This window comes from Corallococcus sp. CA049B, assembly GCF_003611685.1.
Taxonomy (GTDB): Bacteria; Myxococcota; Myxococcia; order Myxococcales; family Myxococcaceae; genus Corallococcus; species Corallococcus coralloides.
In genome coordinates this window covers 17,718-38,904 of the sequence record NZ_RAWC01000052.1, presented here as the reverse complement: position 1 = coordinate 38,904, position 21,187 = coordinate 17,718, and the positions used below count along the sequence as shown (strand labels likewise).

General features: G+C 70.1%; 9 protein-coding genes and 1 tRNA gene (1 of these 10 running past the window's edge). 7 read left to right on the top strand and 3 right to left on the bottom strand.

Annotation, left to right across the window (positions count from 1 at the left end; genetic code table 11):
- Positions 1-111: 111 nt before the first annotated feature.
- Together D7W82_RS14480 and D7W82_RS14475 are read left to right on the top strand one after the other, a co-directional pair.
- Positions 112-197: transfer RNA gene (locus tag D7W82_RS14480), tRNA-Leu, on the top strand.
- Positions 198-266: 69 nt separating this feature from the next.
- Positions 267-572 (top strand): hypothetical protein, encoded by a 306-nt coding sequence (locus D7W82_RS14475; protein WP_120618918.1) that lies wholly within the window; start codon positions 267-269, stop codon positions 570-572.
- A gap of 3 nt (positions 573-575) precedes the next feature.
- Here D7W82_RS14475 and D7W82_RS14470 read toward each other — a convergent pair whose 3' ends face one another.
- Together D7W82_RS14470 and D7W82_RS14465 are read right to left on the bottom strand one after the other, a co-directional pair.
- Complete coding sequence (locus D7W82_RS14470; RefSeq protein WP_171423178.1) at positions 576-1,550, bottom strand: NADP-dependent oxidoreductase; 975 nt, start codon at positions 1,548-1,550, stop codon at positions 576-578.
- A gap of 135 nt (positions 1,551-1,685) precedes the next feature.
- The gene (locus D7W82_RS14465) at positions 1,686-4,685 is read right to left on the bottom strand and encodes a DEAD/DEAH box helicase (RefSeq protein ID WP_120618916.1); all 3,000 of its coding nucleotides are present in this window, start codon (positions 4,683-4,685) and stop codon (positions 1,686-1,688) included.
- Positions 4,686-5,005: 320 nt separating this feature from the next.
- On the opposite strand from D7W82_RS14465, the gene D7W82_RS14460 reads away from it, so the two are divergent.
- The 5 genes from D7W82_RS14460 to D7W82_RS14440 all read left to right on the top strand — a co-directional run bounded on the left by D7W82_RS14460 (position 5,006) and on the right by D7W82_RS14440 (position 10,948).
- Positions 5,006-5,791: a hypothetical protein gene (locus D7W82_RS14460; RefSeq protein ID WP_233587570.1), complete on the top strand. Its 786-nt coding sequence runs from the start codon at positions 5,006-5,008 to the stop codon at positions 5,789-5,791.
- An 84-nt stretch (positions 5,792-5,875) separates the two neighbouring features.
- Complete coding sequence (locus tag D7W82_RS14455) at positions 5,876-7,258, top strand: di-heme oxidoredictase family protein (RefSeq protein ID WP_120618914.1); 1,383 nt, start codon at positions 5,876-5,878, stop codon at positions 7,256-7,258.
- A gap of 129 nt (positions 7,259-7,387) precedes the next feature.
- Positions 7,388-8,836 carry a UbiA family prenyltransferase gene (locus tag D7W82_RS14450; protein ID WP_120618913.1) on the top strand — a complete coding sequence of 483 codons (1,449 nt, stop codon included), beginning with the start codon at positions 7,388-7,390 and terminating at the stop codon, positions 8,834-8,836.
- A 13-nt stretch (positions 8,837-8,849) separates the two neighbouring features.
- Positions 8,850-10,214 carry an FAD-binding oxidoreductase gene (locus tag D7W82_RS14445; RefSeq protein WP_120618912.1) on the top strand — a complete coding sequence of 455 codons (1,365 nt, stop codon included), beginning with the start codon at positions 8,850-8,852 and terminating at the stop codon, positions 10,212-10,214.
- Positions 10,211-10,948 (top strand): SDR family oxidoreductase, encoded by a 738-nt coding sequence (locus D7W82_RS14440; RefSeq protein WP_120618911.1) that lies wholly within the window; start codon positions 10,211-10,213, stop codon positions 10,946-10,948. The genes D7W82_RS14445 and D7W82_RS14440 overlap by 4 nt, the downstream gene beginning before the upstream one ends.
- Positions 10,949-11,272: 324 nt before the next feature.
- Here D7W82_RS14440 and D7W82_RS14435 read toward each other — a convergent pair.
- On the bottom strand, positions 11,273-21,187 hold part of the coding region annotated (locus D7W82_RS14435; protein ID WP_147439339.1) for a non-ribosomal peptide synthase/polyketide synthase (this coding region is incomplete at its 5' end). 17,717 nt of the annotated region lie beyond the right edge of the window; 9,915 of 27,632 annotated nt are visible.

Here is a 21,187-nt window from a genome sequence, read left to right as displayed (position 1 = left end):
CGGTTTTTCCGCCATCCTGGAACCGCTCTTGCTGCGTGGCGCCTCTCGCATCTGGTAGGTTCCATGCCCGGATACGGTGGGGCACGGAGCTGGGGGTGCCAACAGGACGACGCACGAGTGGCGGAACTGGCAGACGCAGCGGACTTAAAATCCGCTGACTCGCAAGGGTCGTCCGGGTTCGAGCCCCGGCTCGTGCAAGTGCATGCGCGTCAGGTGTCTGGCTTTCGTTCGAGCGGCAAGACTTCTTCGCCGCTATCCTTGTCGTCATGACGGGACCGCAAGCGAAGACCTGTGCGACGTGCGGACGCGTCATCGCCGCGCACGCCGTCTACTACCGCTTCAGTCTGGTGTTGGAAGGGGAGCAGGACCTGCTCGACCCTTCGGATGACCTGGAGGGCAATCCGGCGGAGGCGCTCGCGGCGCTGGTCCGTCGCCTGGATGAAGGCTCCGCGGACCCCGGTGAGCTGGAGGCGCAGGTGCACTGGGAGCGCACCGGGGTCGTCTGCTCGGAGTGCCGCTCCGTGGCGGTGCGGATGCTCAGCACCCCCACGGATGACACTGGACCGCATTGAGCGTCATTGGATCTTCATCGCGTACTTGCCCAGGTGATGCTTGAGCACCTCCTGCTGGGCCTTCGCGGCTTCCTCCAGCGCGTAGAGGCGGCCAATCTCCAGGTGGAACGGCCCTGCTTCAATCAGCTCGTTGAGCCGCTTCATCACCTGGGGGTTGGGGATGCCGTCGTAGGCCTTGGTTTCGACTCCCTCCGGGCCCTTGGGCGCCGGCTCCACGCCGTTCGGGTAGGCGATGCGCCCTCCCTTGCGGACGTTGCGGAGCAGGGGCTCGGCGGCGTCTCCCCGGGCCAGCACCAGCGCCGCGTCGAAGCCGTCTGGCGCGAAGTCCCGGCAGACCTTCTCCAGGTCCTCCTGGTGGCCCTCCGCGACCGCGTCCGCTCCCAGCCTCCGTGCCAGCTCCACGCCGTCCTGTCCGGACGCGACCGCCAGCACCTTCGCTCCCAGCCTCTTCGCGAGCTGCACGACGATGTGTCCGATGCCTCCGCTGGCGCCGAAGACGAGCAGCTTCTGCCCTGACTTGAGCTGGAGGTGCTCCTCCAGGCCCAGGAGCCCGGTGAGGCCGTCCGCGGCGAGCCCCGCCGCCTGCTCCACCTTCAACCCCTTGGGCACCTTCGCCGCCTGGTCCGCCTTCACGGCGACGTACTCCGCGTAGAAGCCTCCCTTGTTGCTCAAGAACGCGAAGCCGTAGATCTGGTCGCCGACCTTGAAGTCCTTCACGTTCTTGCCCACCACGGCGATCTCTCCCGCGCCGTCGGCTCCGGGCACGTAGGGGAACTTCGGGCCGCCTGGAATCATCTCGGCCATCTGGCCCTCGCGCTCCATCCAATCCCAGGCACCGATTCCCGCCGCCGCGACGCGCACAAGCACTTCATCGTCGCCACAGGTGGGCACGGAGACGGTCTTGATGCCCAGGACCTCCGGGCCGCCGAAGCGGTCGAGCGCCGCGGCCCTCATCTTTTCGGGAATGGATGCTGGCATGCTGTGACTCCCTCTCGGATTGAAGTTCGTCCTCCGAGACGATGCACATGCTCCGCGTGACGTTCAGCGTCACAGGCCCCACGCAGGCACGGCGGGGGAGGGGGCTGCCGCCCTCCACCCCGCCGCGGAATGGCCTCAATTCAAGAGCTGCATGAGGTCCGCTCGCGTGAGCGCGGCGCCTCCTCCCTCGGCACCTCCGAGCGCGGCTTCGAAGAGGGCTCGCTTCTTCTCCTGCAAGAGGAGGATCTTCTCCTCCACCGTGCCTTGGGACACCATCCGGTACACCATCACCGGGCGCTGCTGCCCGATGCGGTGCGCGCGGTCCGCCGCCTGCGCTTCCACTGACGGGTTCCACCACGGATCCACCAGGAAGACGTGGTCCGCCGCCGTCAGGTTGAGCCCCGTCGCTCCCGCCTTCAGCGAGATGAGCATCACGGGCGCTCCCTTCTCGTCCTGGAAGGACGCCGCCACCGCGCCCCGGTTCGCAGTGCTGCCGTCCAGGCGGATGAAGCCGATGTCCGCGTCGCTCAGCGCGGGCTCGATGAGGTCCAACATCGACGTCCACTGCGAGAAGACCAGCGCCTTGTGCCCGTCCGCCACCGCAGTGCCGAGCGCCTCCACCAGCGCCTGCACCTTCGATGACGTCCTCGCCTGCTGCCCCGGCACCAGCGCCGGATGACAGGCCGCCTGCCTCAGCCGCAGCAGCGCCTCCAGCGCCTTCAGCACGCTGCCGCCCTCCTCCAACTGCGACACCACCTCCTCGCGCGTCGCGGCGTGGACCGCGTCGTAGACGGCGCGCTCCTGCTCCGTGAGGGTGACGTGCCGCACGGCCTCCGTGCGCGGTGGCAATTCAGGCGCCACGTCGCGCTTGAGCCTTCGCATCACGAAGGGGCGGATTCGCGCACGCAGGGCCTCGGCGGCGCCTTTCTGGTTCTCCGACACCGGCCGGGACCAGCGCTCCTCGAACGCCTTGCGCCCGCCCAGCAGGCCCCGGTTGGTGAAGTGCATCAGGCTCCACAGCTCCTCGAGCCGGTTCTCGATGGGCGTGCCGCTGAGCGCGATGCGGAAGCCCGCGTCCAGCTCGTACGCTGCTCGCGCCACCTGGCTGTCCGGGTTCTTGATGGCCTGTGCTTCATCCAGCACCACCGTGTCCCACGTCCTCGCCGCGAGGATGGCCGCGTCCAGGCGCAGCAGCGCGTACGTGGTGAGCGTCACGTCCGCGGACTCGTCCAGCGTGCGCCCCACGCCGTGATAGACAGACACCTTCAGCGACGGGCGGAAGCGCTTCACCTCCGCTTCCCAGTTGGGCAGCACGCTCGTGGGCGCCACCACCAGCGTTCCTTTGCCCAGCGTGCAGATGGTCTGCAGCGTCTTGCCCAGACCCATGTCATCCGCCAGCACGCCTCCCAGGCCCGCCTGCCTCAGGAAGGTGAGCCAGCTCACGCCCTGCAACTGGTACGGGCGCAGCGTCGCGGTGAGGTCCTTGGGCAGGTGCGGCTCGGGGAGCTTCTCGAAGCCCTGCACCAGGGGCGCGAGCCGCTCCATGACGGGCGGGGCGGGGTGCTCCAAGGCCTCGCACAGGCCGGTGAGCTGGGGGATGGCGTGGTTCGCGAGCCGGCCGTCCCGCTCGCGCGCGGACAGCAGGTCCGTCACTCGCTGGCCGTGGGCCTTCAGCCAGCCCGTGGGCAGGGGCGCCCAGCCTCCGCCCTCCAGCGGCACCAGCCCCAGGCCTTCCTCCCAGGCCCGCATCACCGCGCCCGCGTCCACGGTGCGCTTCTCTCCGGGGCCCAGGCCCTCCACCTGGAAGTCGAGCGAGAAGCCCACCCGCGGCACACCCGCGTCGGTGGTGGCAGTGTCCAGCGTGAGCATGGGCCTGAGCTTCACGTCCGGGCTGACCACGCCCGCGGCGTTCCCCGTGAGTCCTCCGCGCCACTTGCGCAGCTTGTCCGCGAGCTGCACGGCCTCCTTGCCGTGGACCGTCACGCGCCGGCCCGGCGCCATGTTCAGCTCGTCCCTCAGCTGGTGGATGAGCTTCGTCTCCGTGGGCTCGTCGCGCACCGGCGCGGCGCCCTGGAGGTACACGAGCTTCCCATTGTCGATGCGCGCGGTGGGCGGCGAGCCGTACACCAGCGTGGGCAGCACCGAGAGCCCCGTGTCGAGCTTGTCCAGCTCCAGCGAGATGCGCGGCTTGAGCGTCCGGTCGATGGGCGGCAGCCGCCGGCTCTTCACGTCCACCGGCATGCGCCGCGCGAAGTCCGGCAGCACCTTGCTCGTCAGGTCCGCCAGCTGCTCCGGGGCGAAGACGCGCTCCTGGGGCAGGTTCTCCAGCCGCGCGCCGGTGAGCGACAGCTCTCCCATCCGGCAGAGCGCGCCCGCGCACAGCGCGACGCCGGGGCTCACCAGCTCGTGGATGCGCGGATCCTTCTCCACCTTGAGCACGGTCTGCTCGCCCCGGTCCTCGACGGTGACTCGCGGGAGGAGCGGCTCGTTGGAGACGGAGACGAGCGCGCCGTCGAAGAGGACGGTGCGCGCCTTCTCCAGCACGTGCAGCAGGGCGTCCAGCTTGCTCTGCGGGAGCGCGCCGCGGGTGGGCTGCGCGAGCAGCTTGTCCGCGAGCAGATCACACGGCTCCACTTGGATGCGCGCGGCCTCCACGGGGTTCTGGAGCAGGGACGCGAGGCTCCGGGCCAGCAGCCGCGCGGTGTTGTCCGGCCGGACCACGAGGCGCTCCAGTTGGAGGCCTCCGTCCGCGCGCTTGAAGCGGTACACCAGCCGCTCCGTCTTCGGCGTGGCGCCGGGGCGTGGTGCCGCGGCGGCGGGGCCCGGACGGGCAGGGGAGGCCGCCGCCATGGCCTTCCTTCCTTCCGCCTGCCGCAGGACGATGGCCGCGGCGATGACGTGCTCGCAGGGGTCCACCTTCCCCCGGCAGTCGCACTCCCAGATTTCGTCCTCGGGGTAGAGGGTGGTGGTGAGCGGGGTGGGGCGGCCGGGGATGCGGACCCGCAGGACGACCTCCTCCTCGTCCACGGACTGCACCGACACGACCCCCGCACGGGACAGGGCCTGTCCGGCGGACCACGTGGCCGGGCCTGACTCCTCCCGGATGGCTTCGAGCAGTTCCGCGAGCGCCGACATACGTGGGCTGTCCCTAGCCCCGTGCCGGGCCTGGCGCAAGCCACCGGGCGCGTGGCTGTGACACGGAGGGACACACGCTCCCGCGCTCCTGTAACTGTCGGCGCTACAGCGGCCACGACACCCGTGTCATCCGCAGCGGGGCCTTCCGAGGAAAGCCCCGAAACCTTGAGCCGTGGCGCGGTAGGTGCAGACGCACGGCTTGGAACGTGCGTCCGGTGCTTCCCCCTGCATCCGCCTGCCGGGCCCCCGCGTCTCCGTCCGTTGTGAGTGAAGCAGACAGTGCCCCCCACACAGTCGAGGTCCCACACATGCACCTGCAGATGACGAGTCGCCTTCTGGCGGCTGCGTTCCTGAGCCTGGTGGCTGGTTGCCAGGGTGAGCCGACGCAGTCTCCCGAAGGTTCTCAGTCCGCGACGCTGTCCGCCAAGGCGGATTGCGTGCAGCGGTTCGACGGCATCACCACCTGCGCCAAGGGCAACGCGTCCCTGGCCGCCTCCGAGAAGGGCGTGCAGGTCACAGGGCTGAAGGACGCGAAGACGGACGGCGTCTCCAGCACGTTCAACGCCGCCATCAACTGGTCCCAGGAAGCCCAGATTCGCGTGGGCAGCCAGAAGGGCAGCGTCGCCTTGTCCGCGCGTGACGGCGATCAGGTCGTCAGCACGCTGAGCATCACCTCCAGCGCCGACCGCCAGGTGAACGTGACGCCGGGCTTCACCGGTTCGCCCGCGGGCAACTACCGGATGAACGTGTACCGCGACGGCCGGCTCGTGAACACCACGCAGCAGCCTGCGTCCTTCTCCATCACGTTCTACGACTGGTGGTCCTTCGTGAACTGGTGGAACATGCACTGGCACTTCTTCTCCTACCGTTCCGTCTACGCCCAGGACTCCGGCTTCGACGGTGCCTGCGGCTGGCGCCTGAACTCGCCGGGCACGACGTTCTCCCTCAGGGGGGCGGACGGCAAGGCCATCGTCGGCGACACGGTGGAGTTCATCGAGGAGATTGGCGACGGCGCCTACCCGTACCGCCACTTCTCCGGCATCGACGTGAACGCCAGCGCCACGGACTTCCTCGTCACGGGCGAGTCCTTCGGCCAGGAGAAGTAAGCTGTCCCTCCGCCGGGCGGGGGCCGCGTGTTCCCGCCCGGTGGTGTCTGTCTGTCTTTGTCTTTTCGTCGAGGAGTCGTGACGATGCGCGTGCCCTGGTCTCTCGCTGGCATCTCCGCCGGAGCGCTGCTCATCGGCGCCGCGTGGGCCACTGTCGTCCGCCGCCCCGAACCCCTGGTGCTGGGCGCGCTGCCCCCCGTCGTCCTGCCGCACGTGGAGCAGTCCGGCGGCGCCACCACGGTGGCGGACACCGGGCGCAACGCCTTTGGGCGCGCGCCCATGAACATGCCGCGCTCGCGCTGGCCGGACTTCTACGCGGGCAAGGGTGTCTTCGACCGCGACTGGAGCGACTCGCGCCTGCGTCCCGCCGTGGCCGGTCCCTTCTTCAGCGCCACCGGCTGCATGACCTGCCACGTGAAGGACGGCCGGGGCCAGCCGCCCGCGAGCCCCACGGAGGCGCCCGTCTCGCTGGCGTTCCAGCTGAGCGCGCCCGATGGCGCCGGTCCCCACCCGCTGTACGGCATGCAGCTGGACATGCACGCCGTGGAGGGCCAGGTCCCCGAGGGCCACGTCCGCGTCGACTTCGAGGAGATGCGCGGCACCTTCGCCACCGGTGAGCCGTACTCGCTCGTGCGCCCGCGCTACCAGTTCCAGGGGCTGGTGCACGGCCCCCTGGGCGACGGCGCCCTGTTCTCCGCCCGCGTGTCTCCCGTGAACTTCGGACTGGGTCTGCTGGAGGCGCTGCCCGAGGCCGCCATCGTGGCCCGCGCCGACCCCGAGGACCGCGACCAGGACGGCATCTCCGGCCGGGTCAACCGGGTGCTCGACGTGGAGACGGGCGAGACGCGCCTGGGCCGCTTCGGGTGGAAGGCCAACCAGCCCACGCTGCGCCAGCAGGTGGCGCATGCGCTGGTCGCGGACATGGGCGTCACCACGACGCTCTACCGCCAGGAGCAGGGCCGGGACGCCCCGGGTGAACCGGAGGTGTCCCAGGACGACATGGACCTGCTGATGATCTACATGCGCCTGATCGCCGTGCCCAAGCGGCGCGACTGGGAGGCGCCGGAGGTCCAGCGGGGCCGCGCCGTCTTCCGCGCCATCGGCTGCGCGGCGTGCCACGTGGACACGCCCCAGGAGACGGGGCCGGTGGAGGGCTTCGACGAGCTCTCCCGTCAGGTCATCTACCCCTACACGGACCTGCTGCTGCACGACCTGGGCGAGGGCCTGGCGGACGGGCGCCCGGACGGGCTGGCCACGGGCAGCGAGTGGCGCACGCCGCCCCTGTGGGGCATTGGACTGGTGGAGGCCGTCAACCGGCACACCCGCTTCCTGCACGACGGCCGGGCCCGCTCCCTGGAGGAGGCCGTCCTCTGGCACGGAGGGGAGGCGGCCCCCGCGCAGGCTCGCTACGTGCGGCTGCCCCGGGAGGACCGGGCCGCGCTGCTCGCCTTCCTGAAGTCGCTCTGAGGCACGGACGCGACGCCTCCCCGTCCGGGCGGCGGCCAGGAGGACCGTCGTCTGGAGGGGCTTCGGCCTTCGGAGGGGCACGGAACGGTGGACGCCCCGGGCCCTTGGGCTACCCTGCGGGCCCCCTTCATGCAGCCTCAAGCTCCCATCCCCGATGACGCCCCCGACGTCCCGCTCGCGGTCGACCTGGACGGGACGCTGGTGCGCACGGACACGCTGCACGAGAACCTGCTCGTGCTCCTCAAGCACGCGCCGTGGCTGCTGCTGCTGCTGCCGTTGTGGGTGCTCCGGGGCAAGGCCTTCTTCAAGGCGGAGGTGGCCCGCCGGGCCCGGCTGGACGTCACCTCGCTGCCGTACAACGCGGAGGTGGTGGCCTTCCTGCGCGAGGAGCACGCCCGGGGGCGGCGGCTCGTCCTGGCCACGGCCGCGGACCGGAGCATCGCCGACGCGGTGGCCGCCCACCTGGGCCTCTTCCACACCGTGGTCGCCAGCGAAGGCGGGGTGAACCTGTCCGGCGCGCGGAAGCTGGAGCGGCTGCGCGAGCGGCTGGGCCGCTTCGACTACGCGGGCAACGACGCGGTGGATCTGCACCTGTGGCGCGAGTGCCGGCGGATCATCGTGGTGCATGCGCCGGCGGGCGTGTTGCGCCAGGCCCAGGGCCTGGGCCGCCCCGTGCACCGCGTCTTCGAGGCCCCGCCGGGCGGGCTGCGCCCCTGGGTGAAGGCGCTGCGGGTGCACCAGTGGGCGAAGAACGCGCTCGTCTTCGTGCCGGTGCTGGCGGCCCACAAGGCCACCCAGGGCGGCATGGCCCCGCGCGCGGTGCTGGCGTTCCTTGCGTTCAGCCTCTGCGCCTCCAGCGTGTACATCATCAACGACCTGCTGGACCTGGCGTCGGACCGGCGGCACCCGTCCAAGTCCCTGCGGCCCTTCGCGTCCGGGGCCCTGCCGGTGCGCGCGGGCGTCGTGCTGGCGCCGCTGCTGCTCTTGGGCGCCGCGGCGCTGGCGCTGGCGACGCTGCCCCTGTCGTTCTTTGGGCTGCTGGCCGCGTACTTCGTGCTCACGCTCGCGTATTCGCTGCGGCTCAAGCAGGTGGTGATGCTGGACGTGCTGGTGCTGGCGGGGCTCTACACGGTGCGCATCTTCGGCGGCGCGCTGGCGGTGGGCGTGCCCACGTCGAGCTGGCTGCTCATGTTCAGCACCTTCCTCTTCCTGTCGCTGGCCCTGCTCAAGCGGCTGAGCGAGGTGCGGCGGCTGCGCCAGTCCAACGAGGTGTCCGCCCACGGGCGCGGCTACCTGGCGCAGGATTACGAGCAGCTCGCGAGCCTGGGCGCGGCGTCGGGCCAGGTGTCGGTGCTGGTGCTGGCGCTCTACATCACCAGCAAGGAGGTGACGGCGCTGTATGCCCACCCGGAGCGGCTGTGGCTGCTGTGCCCGGTGATGCTGTACTGGGTGGGGCGCATCTGGTTGCTGGCGCACCGGGGGCTCGTGAACGAGGACCCGCTCGTCTTCGCGCTGAGGGACCGCGTCAGCTACGTCGTGGGCGCGGTCGCCGCGCTGGTGCTGTGGGTGGCGACGTGACGGGAGCCTGGCGATGAGCACGTCGGATTCCTGGGGCCGCTTCCCCCGCGTGGAGCAGCGGACGCGCGCGCTGACGTGGCGCTCGGACGCGCTGCCCCAGGTGGATGGGCCCGTGCTGCCGCAGGGCCTGGGCCGCAGCTACGGCGATTCGTGCCTCAACGGCGGGGGCACGGTGCTGCTCACCGCGGGCCTGGACCGGCTCATCGACTTCGACCCAACGACGGGCGTGGTGCGCTGCGAGTCAGGCGTGTCGTTGGACACGCTCTTGCGGCTGGCCGTGCCGCGCGGCTGGTTCCTGCCGGTGACGCCGGGCACGAAGTTCGTCACGGTGGGCGGCGCCATCGCCAACGACGTGCACGGCAAGAACCACCACCGGGTCGGGACGTTCGGCCGGCACGTGCGGAGGTTCGAGCTGGTGCGCTCGGACGGCAGCCGCCGGATGTGCTCGCCCGACGAGAACCCGGACTGGTTCGGCGCGACGATTGGCGGCCTGGGGCTCACGGGGCTCGTCACCTGGGCGGAGGTGCAGCTCCAGCCCATCCGCAACCCCTTCGTGCTCCAGGAGACCGTCCCGTTCGAGAACCTGGACGGCTTCATGCGCGTGTCCGCGGAGTCCGAGCGGGACTCCGAGTTCACCGTGTCGTGGGTGGACTGCCTGGCGCGGGGGCGCAAGCTGGGGCGTGGCCTGTTCTACCGGGGCAACTTCGCGCCCACGCAGTTCGACCGGCTGCCCCTGGCGAAGAGCCACCTGTCCCATCGCAGCGGGCTCGCGGTGCCCATGGACCTGCCGGGCTTCTGCCTCAACCGGCTGTCGGTGTCCGCCTTCAACTTCCTGTACTACCACCGGGAGCGGACGAAGCCGTCCCCCCGGCTCGTGCACTACGATCCGTTCTTCTACCCGCTCGACAGCGTGTACGGCTGGAACCGCATCTACGGCCGGCGGGGCTTCCTCCAGTTCCAATGCGTGGTGCCCCACGCCACCGCGCGCGACGCGCTGAAGGAGCTGCTGGAGCGCAGCGCCCGGGGCGGGCTTCCCAGCTTCCTGTCCGTGCTCAAGACGTTCGGTGACCTGCCTTCGCCCGGGTGGCTGTCCTTCCCGCGCCCCGGCTACACGCTGGCCCTGGACTTCGCCAACCAGGGGGAGAAGACGTGGCGGCTGGTGGAGTCGCTGGACCGCGTGACGCGCGAGGCGGGCGGGGCGGTGTACCCGGCCAAGGACGCGCGCATGAGCCCGGAGAGCTTCGCGGCGTACTTCCCCAGGCGGGAGCAGTTCTCCGCGTACATCGATCCCGCGTTCTCGTCCTCCTTCTGGCGCCGGGTGAACCCGGCGCCGCTGCCCCTGCCTGCGCAGGAAGACCGTCAGGCCGCCCTCCCATGAAGAAAGTCATCGTCCTCGGCGCCACGAGCGCCATTGCCCAGGCCACGGTGCGGCTGCTCGCCGCGCGCGGGGCGTCGCTGTACCTGGTGGGCCGCAACGCCGCGAACCTGGAGGCGGTGGCCCAGGACGCGTCCACGCGCGGCGCGCAGAAGGTGGAGTTCCGCGCGCTGGATTTGAACGACTGCGAAGCGCACGCGAGCCTCGTGGAGCGCGCGTGGCAGGCCCTGGGCGGACTGGACGGGGCCGTGCTGGCGCATGGCGTGCTGGGCGACCAGACGGAGAGCCAGCGCTCGTGGGCGGCGGCGGAGGTGGTGCTGCGCACGAACTTCCTCTCCGCCGCGTCGCTGCTGACGGAGCTGGCCAACCGCTTCGAGGCGCAGAAGGCCGGCACGCTGGTGGTGATTTCGTCGGTGGCGGGAGACCGGGGCCGGCAGAGCAACTACGTGTACGGCGCGTCCAAGGGCGCGCTGACCGTGTTCCTCCAGGGCCTGCGCAACCGGCTGGCGAAGTCCGGCGTGGCGGTGGTGACGGTGAAGCCCGGCTTCGTGGACACGCCGATGACGGCCCACGTTCCGAAGAACAAGCTCTTCGCGTCGCCGGAGCAGGTGGCGCGCGGCCTCTTGAAGGCCGCGGACGGGCGCAAGAACGAGGTCTACGTGCCCGGCTTCTGGGCGCTCATCATGCTCATCATCAAGAGCATCCCGGAGCCCGTGTTCAAGCGGCTGAAGCTCTAGGCTTCCGCCGGGACCCGCGCGGGCAGCCGGTGGAGCGGGGCTCAATGGGGCGCGTGCGTCTGGAGGAACTGGCGCATCGAGCTGCCGCCAGGCCAGGCTCCCGCCCACGAGCACGAAGAAGAGGATGAGGAAGGGGAACAACTGCCGGCCCAGCCCCGGAGGAACCTGAACGGATGGCGACCCAGCCATCCCAGGACGGGCACCTTGTGGAGCTGCTTGTCCGCGACTCCGCGGAGATAGCGATTGTTCTCTTCACGCGACATGCGCGCCCCGTAACCCCTTCCACTCCGTGCCTGAAAGACAGACACGGAGTGGAGGCTGTCTTCAACTGCCGGTGGCGTCGTTGGGCGTGAGCGCGGCCAGGGCGGACCGCAGGTGCTCGACGACAGGCCCGAGGTGCGGGTCCTGCATCAGCTCGTGGTGGCCACCGGGGACGTCGTGCACCTGCAAGCCGCCACGCACCAGGGGCTCCCATCCGCGGTGACGCGGAGTCCCGGCGGCGGCGGTGCTGGCGCTCAAGAGCAGGGCGGCGCCGTCGTACGGCTGGGGCGCGTACTTCTCGTGGGCGAAGAGGTTGGCCCGGAAGACGTTGAAGAGGGCTCGCAGCTGAGCGGGGCCGGAGTGCGCGTCGAGGATGCGCGCCCGGAGTCCTTCCCGCAGCAGGTGCCCCAGCATCGCGTCGTCGTCCTGTGCCAGCGCTTCGTCCGGGACGGAGAGCGCCTGGCCGAAGGCGGTGGCGGTGGCATGGGCGAAGGCGAGCCTCGCGCGGGCCTTGGAGTCGAGCTGCGGCTCGGTCTGGGCGGGCTTCGTCAGGCCGTGGACGTGGGCGTCGATGAGGGCGAGCAGGTCCACGGCTTCACCGGCTTCGCGCAGCCTGCGGGCCATCTCGTAGGCGATGACGCCGCCGAGGGACCAGCCTCCCAACTGGTAGGGACCGTGAGGCTGCACCGTGCGGATGGCTTCGAGGTAGAGGCTGGCCATCTCCTCGATGGACTCGGCGACGGGCCGTCCGTCGAGGCCGCGCGACTGGAGGCCGTAGACCGGCAGAGCGGGGCCCAGACGGCGCGCGAGCTCCGAGTAGGCCAGGACATTGCCGCCGCCGGGGTGGACGAGGAAGAGCGGCCGGTGCCCGGGCTCTCCGCGCTCCAGCGGGACGAGGGGCGTCCATTCCTTGGAGTCATTGCGAAGCACCTGGGCGAGCTGCTCGATGGTGGGCTGCTGGAAGAGGACGGAGAGGGGAATCGACTGGCCCAGGCGCTCGCGCACGGCGGCGACCATGCGCACGGCGAGCAGGGAGTGGCCGCCCAGCTCGAAGAAGCTGGAGCGGACGCCGACGGAGCGGACGCCGAGGAGGTCCTCCCAGAGGCGGGCCAGCTGCATTTCGAGCGCATCGCGGGGCGCGACGAAGTCCCGGGCTTCGATGGCATGCGCATCGGGTTCGGGCAGGGCCTTGCGGTCCACCTTGCCGTTGGCGTTGAGGGGCAGCGCGTCCAGCACCACGAGGGTAGACGGCACCATGTATTCGGGCAGGAGTTGCTTGAGGCCTGCCTTGAGGGTTTCGGCGTTTAGCGCGTGGCCTTCGCTCGCGGTGACGTAGGCGATGAGGCGCTTGTCCGCGTCCGAGCCCCGGGCCACGACGATGGCCTCGTTGACGCCAGTGGAGGCGCGCAGGGCGGCTTCGACTTCGCCCAGTTCAATACGGAAGCCACGCACCTTCACCTGGAAGTCGACGCGGCCGAGGAAGTCGAGCGTGCCGTCCTCCCTCCAGCGGGCCTGGTCGCCCGTGCGGTAGAGGCGCTCGCCCGGAGTTGCGGCGAAGGGGTGGGGGACGAAGCGCTCCGCGGTCAGGTCGGGGCGGTTCAGGTAGCCCCAGGCCAGGCCCTGGCCGCCGACGTACACCTCTCCGGCGACGCCCACGGGCACGGGGTGCAGGTGCGCGTCGAGTACGTAGACGGTGGAGTTGGAGAGAGGACGACCAATGGGGATGGCGCCTTCCACACGCGCGCCGTGCTGCATGGCGAAGGTGGTGGAGAAGGTGGTGTTCTCCGTGGGGCCGTAGCCGTTGAGGAAGGTGGCGCCCTCCGGAATGCGCGCCAGGTGCTCACGCACACGAGCAGCGGGCAGCACATCGCCCCCGGCGAGGACCTGGCGCACGCCCGCGAGCGCTTCGCCCTGGTGCAGGGCCATCTGCTCGAAGAGGGCGGCGGTGAGCCACAGAGACGTCACGCGGTGGTGACGCAGCTGGGCGGCCAACTCCTCCAGGGAGAGGGAGTGCGGTGGCGCGAGGACGAGCTTCGCGCCGTGCAGCAGTGCGCCCCAGATTTCGAGCGTGGAGGCGTCGAAGGCAACAGGGGCGGCCTGGAGCCAGACCTCATCCGGCCCGAAGCGCATGAAGGTGCTGCCGAGCACCAGACGCGTGATGCCCCGGTGGGGCACGCTGACGCCCTTGGGTCGGCCGGTGGAGCCCGAGGTGAACATCACGTAGGCGAGGGCCTCACCCTCCACTCGGACATCCGGCGCATGCGTGGGCCGCGAGGCGAGCTCCGCGGACTGGGCATCCAGCCAGACACGGGTGCCGGTGGCGGGCAGCAACGCCGCGAAGGGCTGGTGAGTGACCACCACGCCCACGCCCGCGTCCTCCAGCAGCATCGCGATGCGCTCCACGGGCGCATTGCGGTCCACGGGGACGAAGGCCGCGCCCACCTTGAGGATGGCGAGGAGCGCGGTCACCAATTCGAAGGACCGTTCGACGGCGAGGCCGACGCGCGCGCCAGGGACGATGCCCAGGGCCCGCAGGTGATGGGCCAACTGGTTCGCGCGTGCGTCCAGCTGCGCGTATGTCAGCACGTCATCCCCCATCACGAGGGCGACGGCGTGAGGCGTGCGCTGGGCCTGCCGGGCGAAGTGGACGTGGACGGGGACATCCGTCGGGCTGGTGACGCGGGTGTCGTTCCACTCCATGAGGACGCGCTGTCGCTCGTCGTTGGAGAGGAGCGGCAGATGGGCCATGGCCTGCTCAGGCTTCGCGGCCACGGCCTCCAGCAGCGTGCGCAGGTGGCGGGCCATCCGCTCCACGGTGCTCTGGTTGAAGAGGGCGGTGCTGTACTCCAGCGCGCCTCGCAGGCCATCCGGCGTCTCCGTGAAGAAGACACTCACGTCGAACTTCGACGTCGACTGGGTGGATTCCAATCCGCGGAGGCGGAGCTCTGGCAGCCGCACGTCCTCCGTGGGCACGTTCTGGAGCGCGAGCAGCGTCTGGAAGAGAGGCGTGTGGCTGAGGCTGCGCGTCGGCTGGAGGACTTCCACCAGCTTCTCGAAGGGCACCTCCTGGTGCTCGTAGGCTTCCAGCACCGTGGCGCGCACCTGCTGGAGCAGTGTCCGGAAGGACTGGCCCTCGTCCACCTTCGCGCGCAGGACGAGCGTGTTGACGAAGAAACCGATGAGGCCCTCCGTCTCCGAGCGGGTGCGGCCGGCGATGGGTGAGCCCACGCTGAGATCCTGCTGCCCCGTGTAGCGCGACAGCAGGCCCTGCCAGGCTGCGAGCAGCACCATGAAGAGCGAACCGCCTTCCCGGTGGGCCAGTCCGCGCAGGGCCTCCGTCAGCTCCTTCGGCAGGGTGAAGCCGAACGTCGCGCCCGCGGTGCTCCGGACCGCTGGACGCGGCCGGTCCGTGGGCAGCTCCAGCACGGCCGGGGCGCCGGAGAGCTTCCCCTCCCAGTAGGCCATTTCCTGCCGCAGCGTCTCACCCGAGAGCGTCCGGCGCTGCCAGTCCGCGTAGTCCGCGTACTGCACGGGAAGGGGCGGCAGGGGCGACGGCTGTCCCGCGGAGAAGGCCGCGTACAGGGTGGTGACTTCACGCACGAGCACACCCAGCGACCAGCCGTCAGAGACGATGTGGTGCAGGGTGACGACGAGCACGTGATCGTGGTCGGCCAGCTTGAAGAGCAGCGTGCGGATGAGCGGTCCCGTGCGTAGGTCGAAGGGCCGGCGCATCTCCTGTTCCACCTGGCTCCGCGCCTCGGACTCGCGCTGCGCCTCCGGCGCGCCCGTGAGGTCCACGAGGGCCAGGGGCGGGTGACTGTCGGAGTGGATGCGCTGGACCGGCGCTCCGTCTACCTGCGCGAAGGTGGTGCGCAGGGCGTCGTGTCGGCGCACGACTTCCTGCAGCGCACGCTCCAGCACGTCCGCGCGCAGGTGGCCGTCCAGCCGGACGGCGACGGGCACGTTGTAGAGCGGGCTGCCTGGTTCGAGCTGATCAATCAGCCACAGCCGCTGCTGGGCGAAGGACAACGGCAGCGGACCGTCATGCGAAACGCGGGTGAGCTGCGAAGTGCTGGTGCGGGTCAGCCCTGTCAGACGACTCGCGAGCGCCTCCACGGTGGGGGACTCGAAGAGGGCTCGAAGGGGCAGCTCCACGTTGAACTCGGCGCGCACGCGGGACACCACCTGCGTGGCCAGTAGCGAGTGGCCACCCAGCTCGAAGAAGGAGTCCTTTACGCCCACCTGGGGCAGGCGGAGGACTTCGGCCCAGATGGCGGCCAGCTTCGCTTCGGCCTCCGTGCGAGGCGCTTCGTAGGTGCTGCCGGACTGGGGTGCTTCCGGCTCCGGCAGGGCCTTGCGGTCCACCTTGCCGTTGGAGTTGAGGGGCAGGGCCTCCAGCACCACGAAGGTGGTGGGAACCATGTACTCAGGGAGGCCCTGACGCAGATGCGTCCTGAGGGCTTCCACCTCCAGCGAGGCATTCGCCTTGGGCGTGACGTAGGCGACGAGGCGCTTGTCGGCGGCCTCACCCTTGGCGACGACGACGGCATCCTTGAGACCCGGGGCGCGACGGAGCGCGGCTTCGATTTCGCCCAGCTCGATGCGGAAGCCACGCACCTTCACCTGGAAGTCGATGCGGCCGAGGTACTCCAGCCGCCCGTCCAGGCGGTAACGGACACGGTCACCCGTGCGGTACATGCGGCCACCGGGGGGACCGTAGGGCTCCGGAACGAAGCGCTCCGCGGTGAGCTCCGGACGCAGCAGGTAGCCGCGCGCCTGGCCTTCACCCGCGAGGTACAGCTCACCGGCCACGCCCACGGGCACCGGTTGCAGCGACGCGTCCAGTACGTAGGCGCGCGTGGCGGGCAGCGGCCTGCCGATGAGGGGCACCTCATCACGGCCGACGAGAGAGGCGGTGGAGTAGGTGGTGTCCTCGGAGGGGCCGTAGAGGTTGAAGAGCTTCTGCACCGTGGGGACTGCGTAGACCTGCTTGGCGAGTGTCTCCGGCAGGGCTTCGCCCGCGAGGTTGATGACGCGCACGCTCGGAGGCACCGCGCCCAGACGCAGCAGCTGCGCCATGGCGGAGGGCACGGTGTTGACGAGGGTGACGTGAGAGGCCGTCGGCAGCTCCGCCAGGTGCAAGGCATTGCGTGCCACCACCACCGCACCACCGCTGCTCAGCGGAGCGAAGAGTTCGAAGACGGAGAGGTCGAAGTTGAGGCTCGTCGCGGCGAGGGTGCCCTTCAATTCCTCGGCAGAGAACGTAGCGAGCGCCCAATGGAGGAACGCCACCGCGTTGCCATGAGAGATGGCGACGCCCTTGGGGCGGCCGGTGCTGCCGGAGGTGTAGATGAGGTAGGCGAGGTGTCCGGCGTGGATGTCCACCACGGGCGCCGTCGTCGGCTGCTTCGCCAGCTCCGCATCCGAGTCGAGGCACACCGGCGTGGCGCTGGTTTCGGGCAGCGCCGAGAGCAGGTGGGAATGGGCCACGAGGGCAGGACCCTGGGCGTCCTCCAGCAACCAGCCCAGGCGCTCACGCGGGTAGCTGGGGTCCAACGGCACGTAGGCACCACCCGCCTTGAGGATGCCGAGGGCTCCGATGACCAGGTCTTCGGTGCGCTCGACGCACAGGCCGACGCGGACTTCGGGGCCGACGCCCAGTCCACGCAGACGGTTTGCAAGCTGGTTAGCCTTCGCATCCAACTCCCGGTACGTCAGCTGCCGCTCAGGCGTGATGACGGCCAGCGCATCCGGCGTGCGTCGCACCTGGGCTTCCACCATCGCGGGGATGCTGGGCTCACGCGGCGTCTGTGAGGCTGGGGGATTCCATTCGATGAGGAGTTGCTGGCGCTCGGAGTCGTTGAGCAGAGGCAGGTCGCCAAGCTTCGTATCCGGCTGCTTCGCGATGGCCTCCAGCAACACCCCGAAGTGTCCGGCCATGCGCTGGATGGTCGCCGCGTCGAACAGGTCCGTCGCGTACTCCAGCGTACCGACGAATCCATCCCGGCCTTCACGCAGACCCAGGGAGAGATCGAACTTCGCGAAGTGGGCTTCCAGCGGCAGCGCCTGGAAGGCGAGGCCCGGCAGGCGCAGTGCCTCATTCGGCGTGTTCTGCAGGACGAACATGGCCTGGAAGAGCGGGCTGCGGCTCAGGTCGCGCGTGGGCTGCACGGCTTCCACGAGCTTCTCGAACGGCAGGTGCTGGTGCTCGAAGGCCGCGAAGGTCGTGCCTCGCACCTGGGTCAGCAGCTCACGGAACGTCGCGCGAGGATTCAGCCGGGCACGCAGGACGAGCGTGTTGATGAAGAATCCGATGAGGCCTTCGGTCTCCGCCTGCGTGCGGCCGGCGATGGGCGTTCCCACGCTGACATCGTCCTGCGCGGAGTAGCGCGACAGCAGCACCTGGAACGCCGCCAGCAACGTCATGAACGGCGTGGCGCCTTCTCGCTGCGCCAGAGCCTTGAGCGCGCGGGAGACCTCCGAGGGAATTCGCACCTCCACCGTGGCGCCCCGGTGCGACTGCACGGGCGGGCGCGGCCGGTCCGTGGGCAGCTCCAACGCCGCGGGCGCTCCGGAGAGCTGCTGCTTCCAGTAGTCCAGCTGCGCGTCCAGGGCCTCCCCCTGGAGCCAGTTGCGCTGCCATGCCGCGAAATCCGCGTACTGCACGGACAGAGGCGCGAAAGCCGGCGTGCTGTTCGTGGAGAAGGCCTCGTAGAAGGCCACCATCTCCCGGACGAGCACCCCCATGGACCAACCGTCGGAGACGATGTGGTGCATCGTCACGAGCAGCAGGTGAGAGTCCTCGGCCAGCCGCACCAACGTGCTGCGCAGCAGCGGGCCCCTGGCGAGGTCGAACGGCCGTCGCGCTTCCTCGTCGGCCATCCGCCGTGCCTCTTCTTCCCGGAGCGCATCAGGCCGGGCGGAGAGGTCCACGAGCGGCAGCGTCCAACCGCTGAGCGCGTGGACGGTCTGGATGGGCTGGTCCTGGTGCTCGTGGAAGGTGGTGCGCAGGGCCTCGTGGCGCTGGACGAGCGCTTCAAAGGCACGGCGCAGTGACTCCACGTCCAGGTGTCCTGAGAGCTGGAGCGCGGTGGGGATGTTGTACGACGGGTCCCCCGGCTGGAGTTGATCCAGGAGCCACAGCCGCTGCTGGGCGAAGGACAGCGGCAGCGGACCGTCATGCGTGACGCGGGTGAGCTTCGGGGCCTGAGAAGTCGCGCTCCCGTGCAGTCGCCCGGCGAGCGCCTCCACGGTGGGGGACTCGAAGAGCGCGCGCAGAGGAAGTTCGACGCTGAACTCGGCGCGCACGCGGGACACCACCTGCGTGGCCAGTAGCGAGTGGCCACCCAGCTCGAAGAAGGAGTCCTTCACGCCCACCTGGGGCAGGCGGAGGACTTCGGCCCAGATGGCGGCCAGCTTCGCTTCGGCCTCCGTGCGAGGCGCTTCGTAGGTGCTGCCGGACTGAGGTGCTTCCGGCTCCGGCAGGGCCTTGCGGTCGACCTTGCCGTTGGAGTTGAGGGGCAGTGCGTCCAGCACCACGAAGGTGGTGGGCACCATGTACTCAGGGAGGCCCTGACGCAGATGCGTCCTGAGGGCCTCCACCTCCAGGGAGGCATCCGCCTTGGGCGTGACGTAGGCGACGAGGCGCTTGTCGGCGGCCTCACCCTTGGCGACGACGACGGCGTCCTTGAGGCCCGGCGCACGACGGAGGGCGGCTTCGATTTCGCCCAGCTCGATGCGGAAGCCACGCACCTTCACCTGGAAGTCGATGCGGCCGAGGTACTCCAGCCGCCCGTCCAGGCGGTAACGGACGCGGTCACCCGTGCGGTACATGCGGCCACCGGGGGGACCGTAGGGCTCCGGAACGAAGCGCTCCGCCGTGAGTTCCGGACGCAGCAGGTATCCACGCGCCTGGCCTTCGCCCGCGAGGTACAGCTCGCCCGCCACGCCCACGGGCACCGGTTGCAGTGACGCGTCCAGTACGTAGGCGCGCGTCGCAGGCAGCGGCCTGCCGATGAGGGGCACCTCATCACGGCCGACGAGAGAGGCGGTGGAGTAGGTGGTGTCCTCGGAGGGGCCGTAGAGGTTGAAGAGCTTCTGCACCGTGGGGACTGCGTAGACCTGCTTGGCGAGTGTCTCCGGCAGGGCTTCACCGGCGAGGTTGATGACACGCACGCTCGGAGGCACCGCGCCCAGACGCAGCAGTTGCGCCATGGCGGAAGGCACGGTGTTGACGAGGGTGACGTGAGATGCGGTGGGCAGCTCCGCCAGGTGCAGCGCGTTGCGCGCCACCACCACCGCTCCGCCACTGGAGAGCGGAGCGAAGAGTTCGAAGACGGAGAGGTCGAAGTTGAGGCTCGTCGCTGCGAGGGTGCCCTTCAGCTCCTCCGGCGAGAAGGTCTCCAAGGCCCAGTGGAGGAACGCCACCGCGTTGCCATGGGAGATGGCGACGCCCTTGGGCCGACCGGTGCTGCCGGAGGTGTAGATGAGGTAGGCGAGGTGGCCGGCGTGGATGTCCACCACAGGAGCCGTCGTCGGCTGCTTCGCCAGCTCCGCGTCCGAGTCGAGGCACACCGGCGTGGCGCTGGTTTCGGGCAGCGCCGAGAGCAGATGCGAATGGGCGACGAGGGCGGGACCCTGTGCGTCTTCGAGCAGCCAGCCCAGGCGCTCACGCGGGTAGCTGGGGTCCAACGGCACGTAGGCGCCACCCGCCTTGAGGATGCCGAGGGCTCCGATGACCAGGTCTTCGGTGCGCTCGACGCACAGGCCGACGCGGACTTCGGGGCCGACGCCCAGTCCACGCAGACGGTGGGCGAGCTGGTTCGCCTTCGCATCCAACTCCCGGTACGTCAGCTGCCGCTCAGACGTGATGACGGCCAGCGCATCCGGCGTGCGACGCACCTGGGCTTCCACCATCGCGGGGATGCTGGGCTCACGCAGCGCCTGCGAGGCAGGGGGATTCCACTCGACGAGGAGTTGCTGGCGCTCCGTGCCGGTGAGCAGCGGCAGGTCACCCAGTCGGGTGTCCGGCTTCTTGGCAATGGCCTCCAGCAAGACGCCGAAATGGCCCGCCATGCGCTGGATGGTCGCCGCATCGAACAGGTCCGTTGCGTACTCGAACGTGCCGACGAATCCATCCCGGCCTTCACGCAGACCCAGGGACAGGTCGAACTTGGCGAAGTGCGCTTCCTGCGGCAGGGCCTGGAAGGACAGGCCGGGCAGACGCAGCGCCTCGGTGGGCGTGTTCTGCAGGACGAACATGGCCTGGAAGAGGGGGCTGCGGCTCAGGTCGCGCGTGGGCTGCACGGCTTCCACGAGCTTCTCGAACGGCAGGTGCTGATGGTCGTAGGCCGCGAGCGTTGTGCCTCGCACCTGGGTGAGCAGCTCGCGGAACGTCGCGCGAGGATTCAGCCGGGCGCGCAGGACGAGCGTGTTGATGAAGAATCCGATGAGGCCTTCGGTTTCCGCCTGGGTGCGGCCGGCGATGGGCGACCCCACGCTGATGTCGTCCTGCGCGGAGTAGCGCGACAGCAGCACCTGGAACGCCGCCAGCAACGTCATGAAGGGCGTGGCGCCCTCTCGCTGGGAGAGGGCCTTGAGGGCATCCGCGATGTGCTTGGGGATGCGCACGTCCACCGAGTCGCCCCGGTGCGACTGCACGGGCGGGCGCGGATGGTCCGTGGGCAGCTCCAACGCCGCGGGAACTCCGGAGAGCTGCTGCTTCCAGTAGTCCAGCTGCGCGTCCAGGGCCTCCCCCTGGAGCCAGTTGCGCTGCCATGCCGCGAAGTCCGCGTACTGCACGGGCAACGGCGGGAGCGAAGGTGACTGGCCCGTTGAGAAGGCCGCGTAGAAGGCCGCCACTTCCCGGACAAGGACGCCCATGGACCAACCGTCGGAGACGATGTGGTGCATCGTCACGAGCAGCAGGTGAGAGTCCTCGGCCAGCCGCACCAGCGTGCTGCGCAGCAGCGGGCCCCT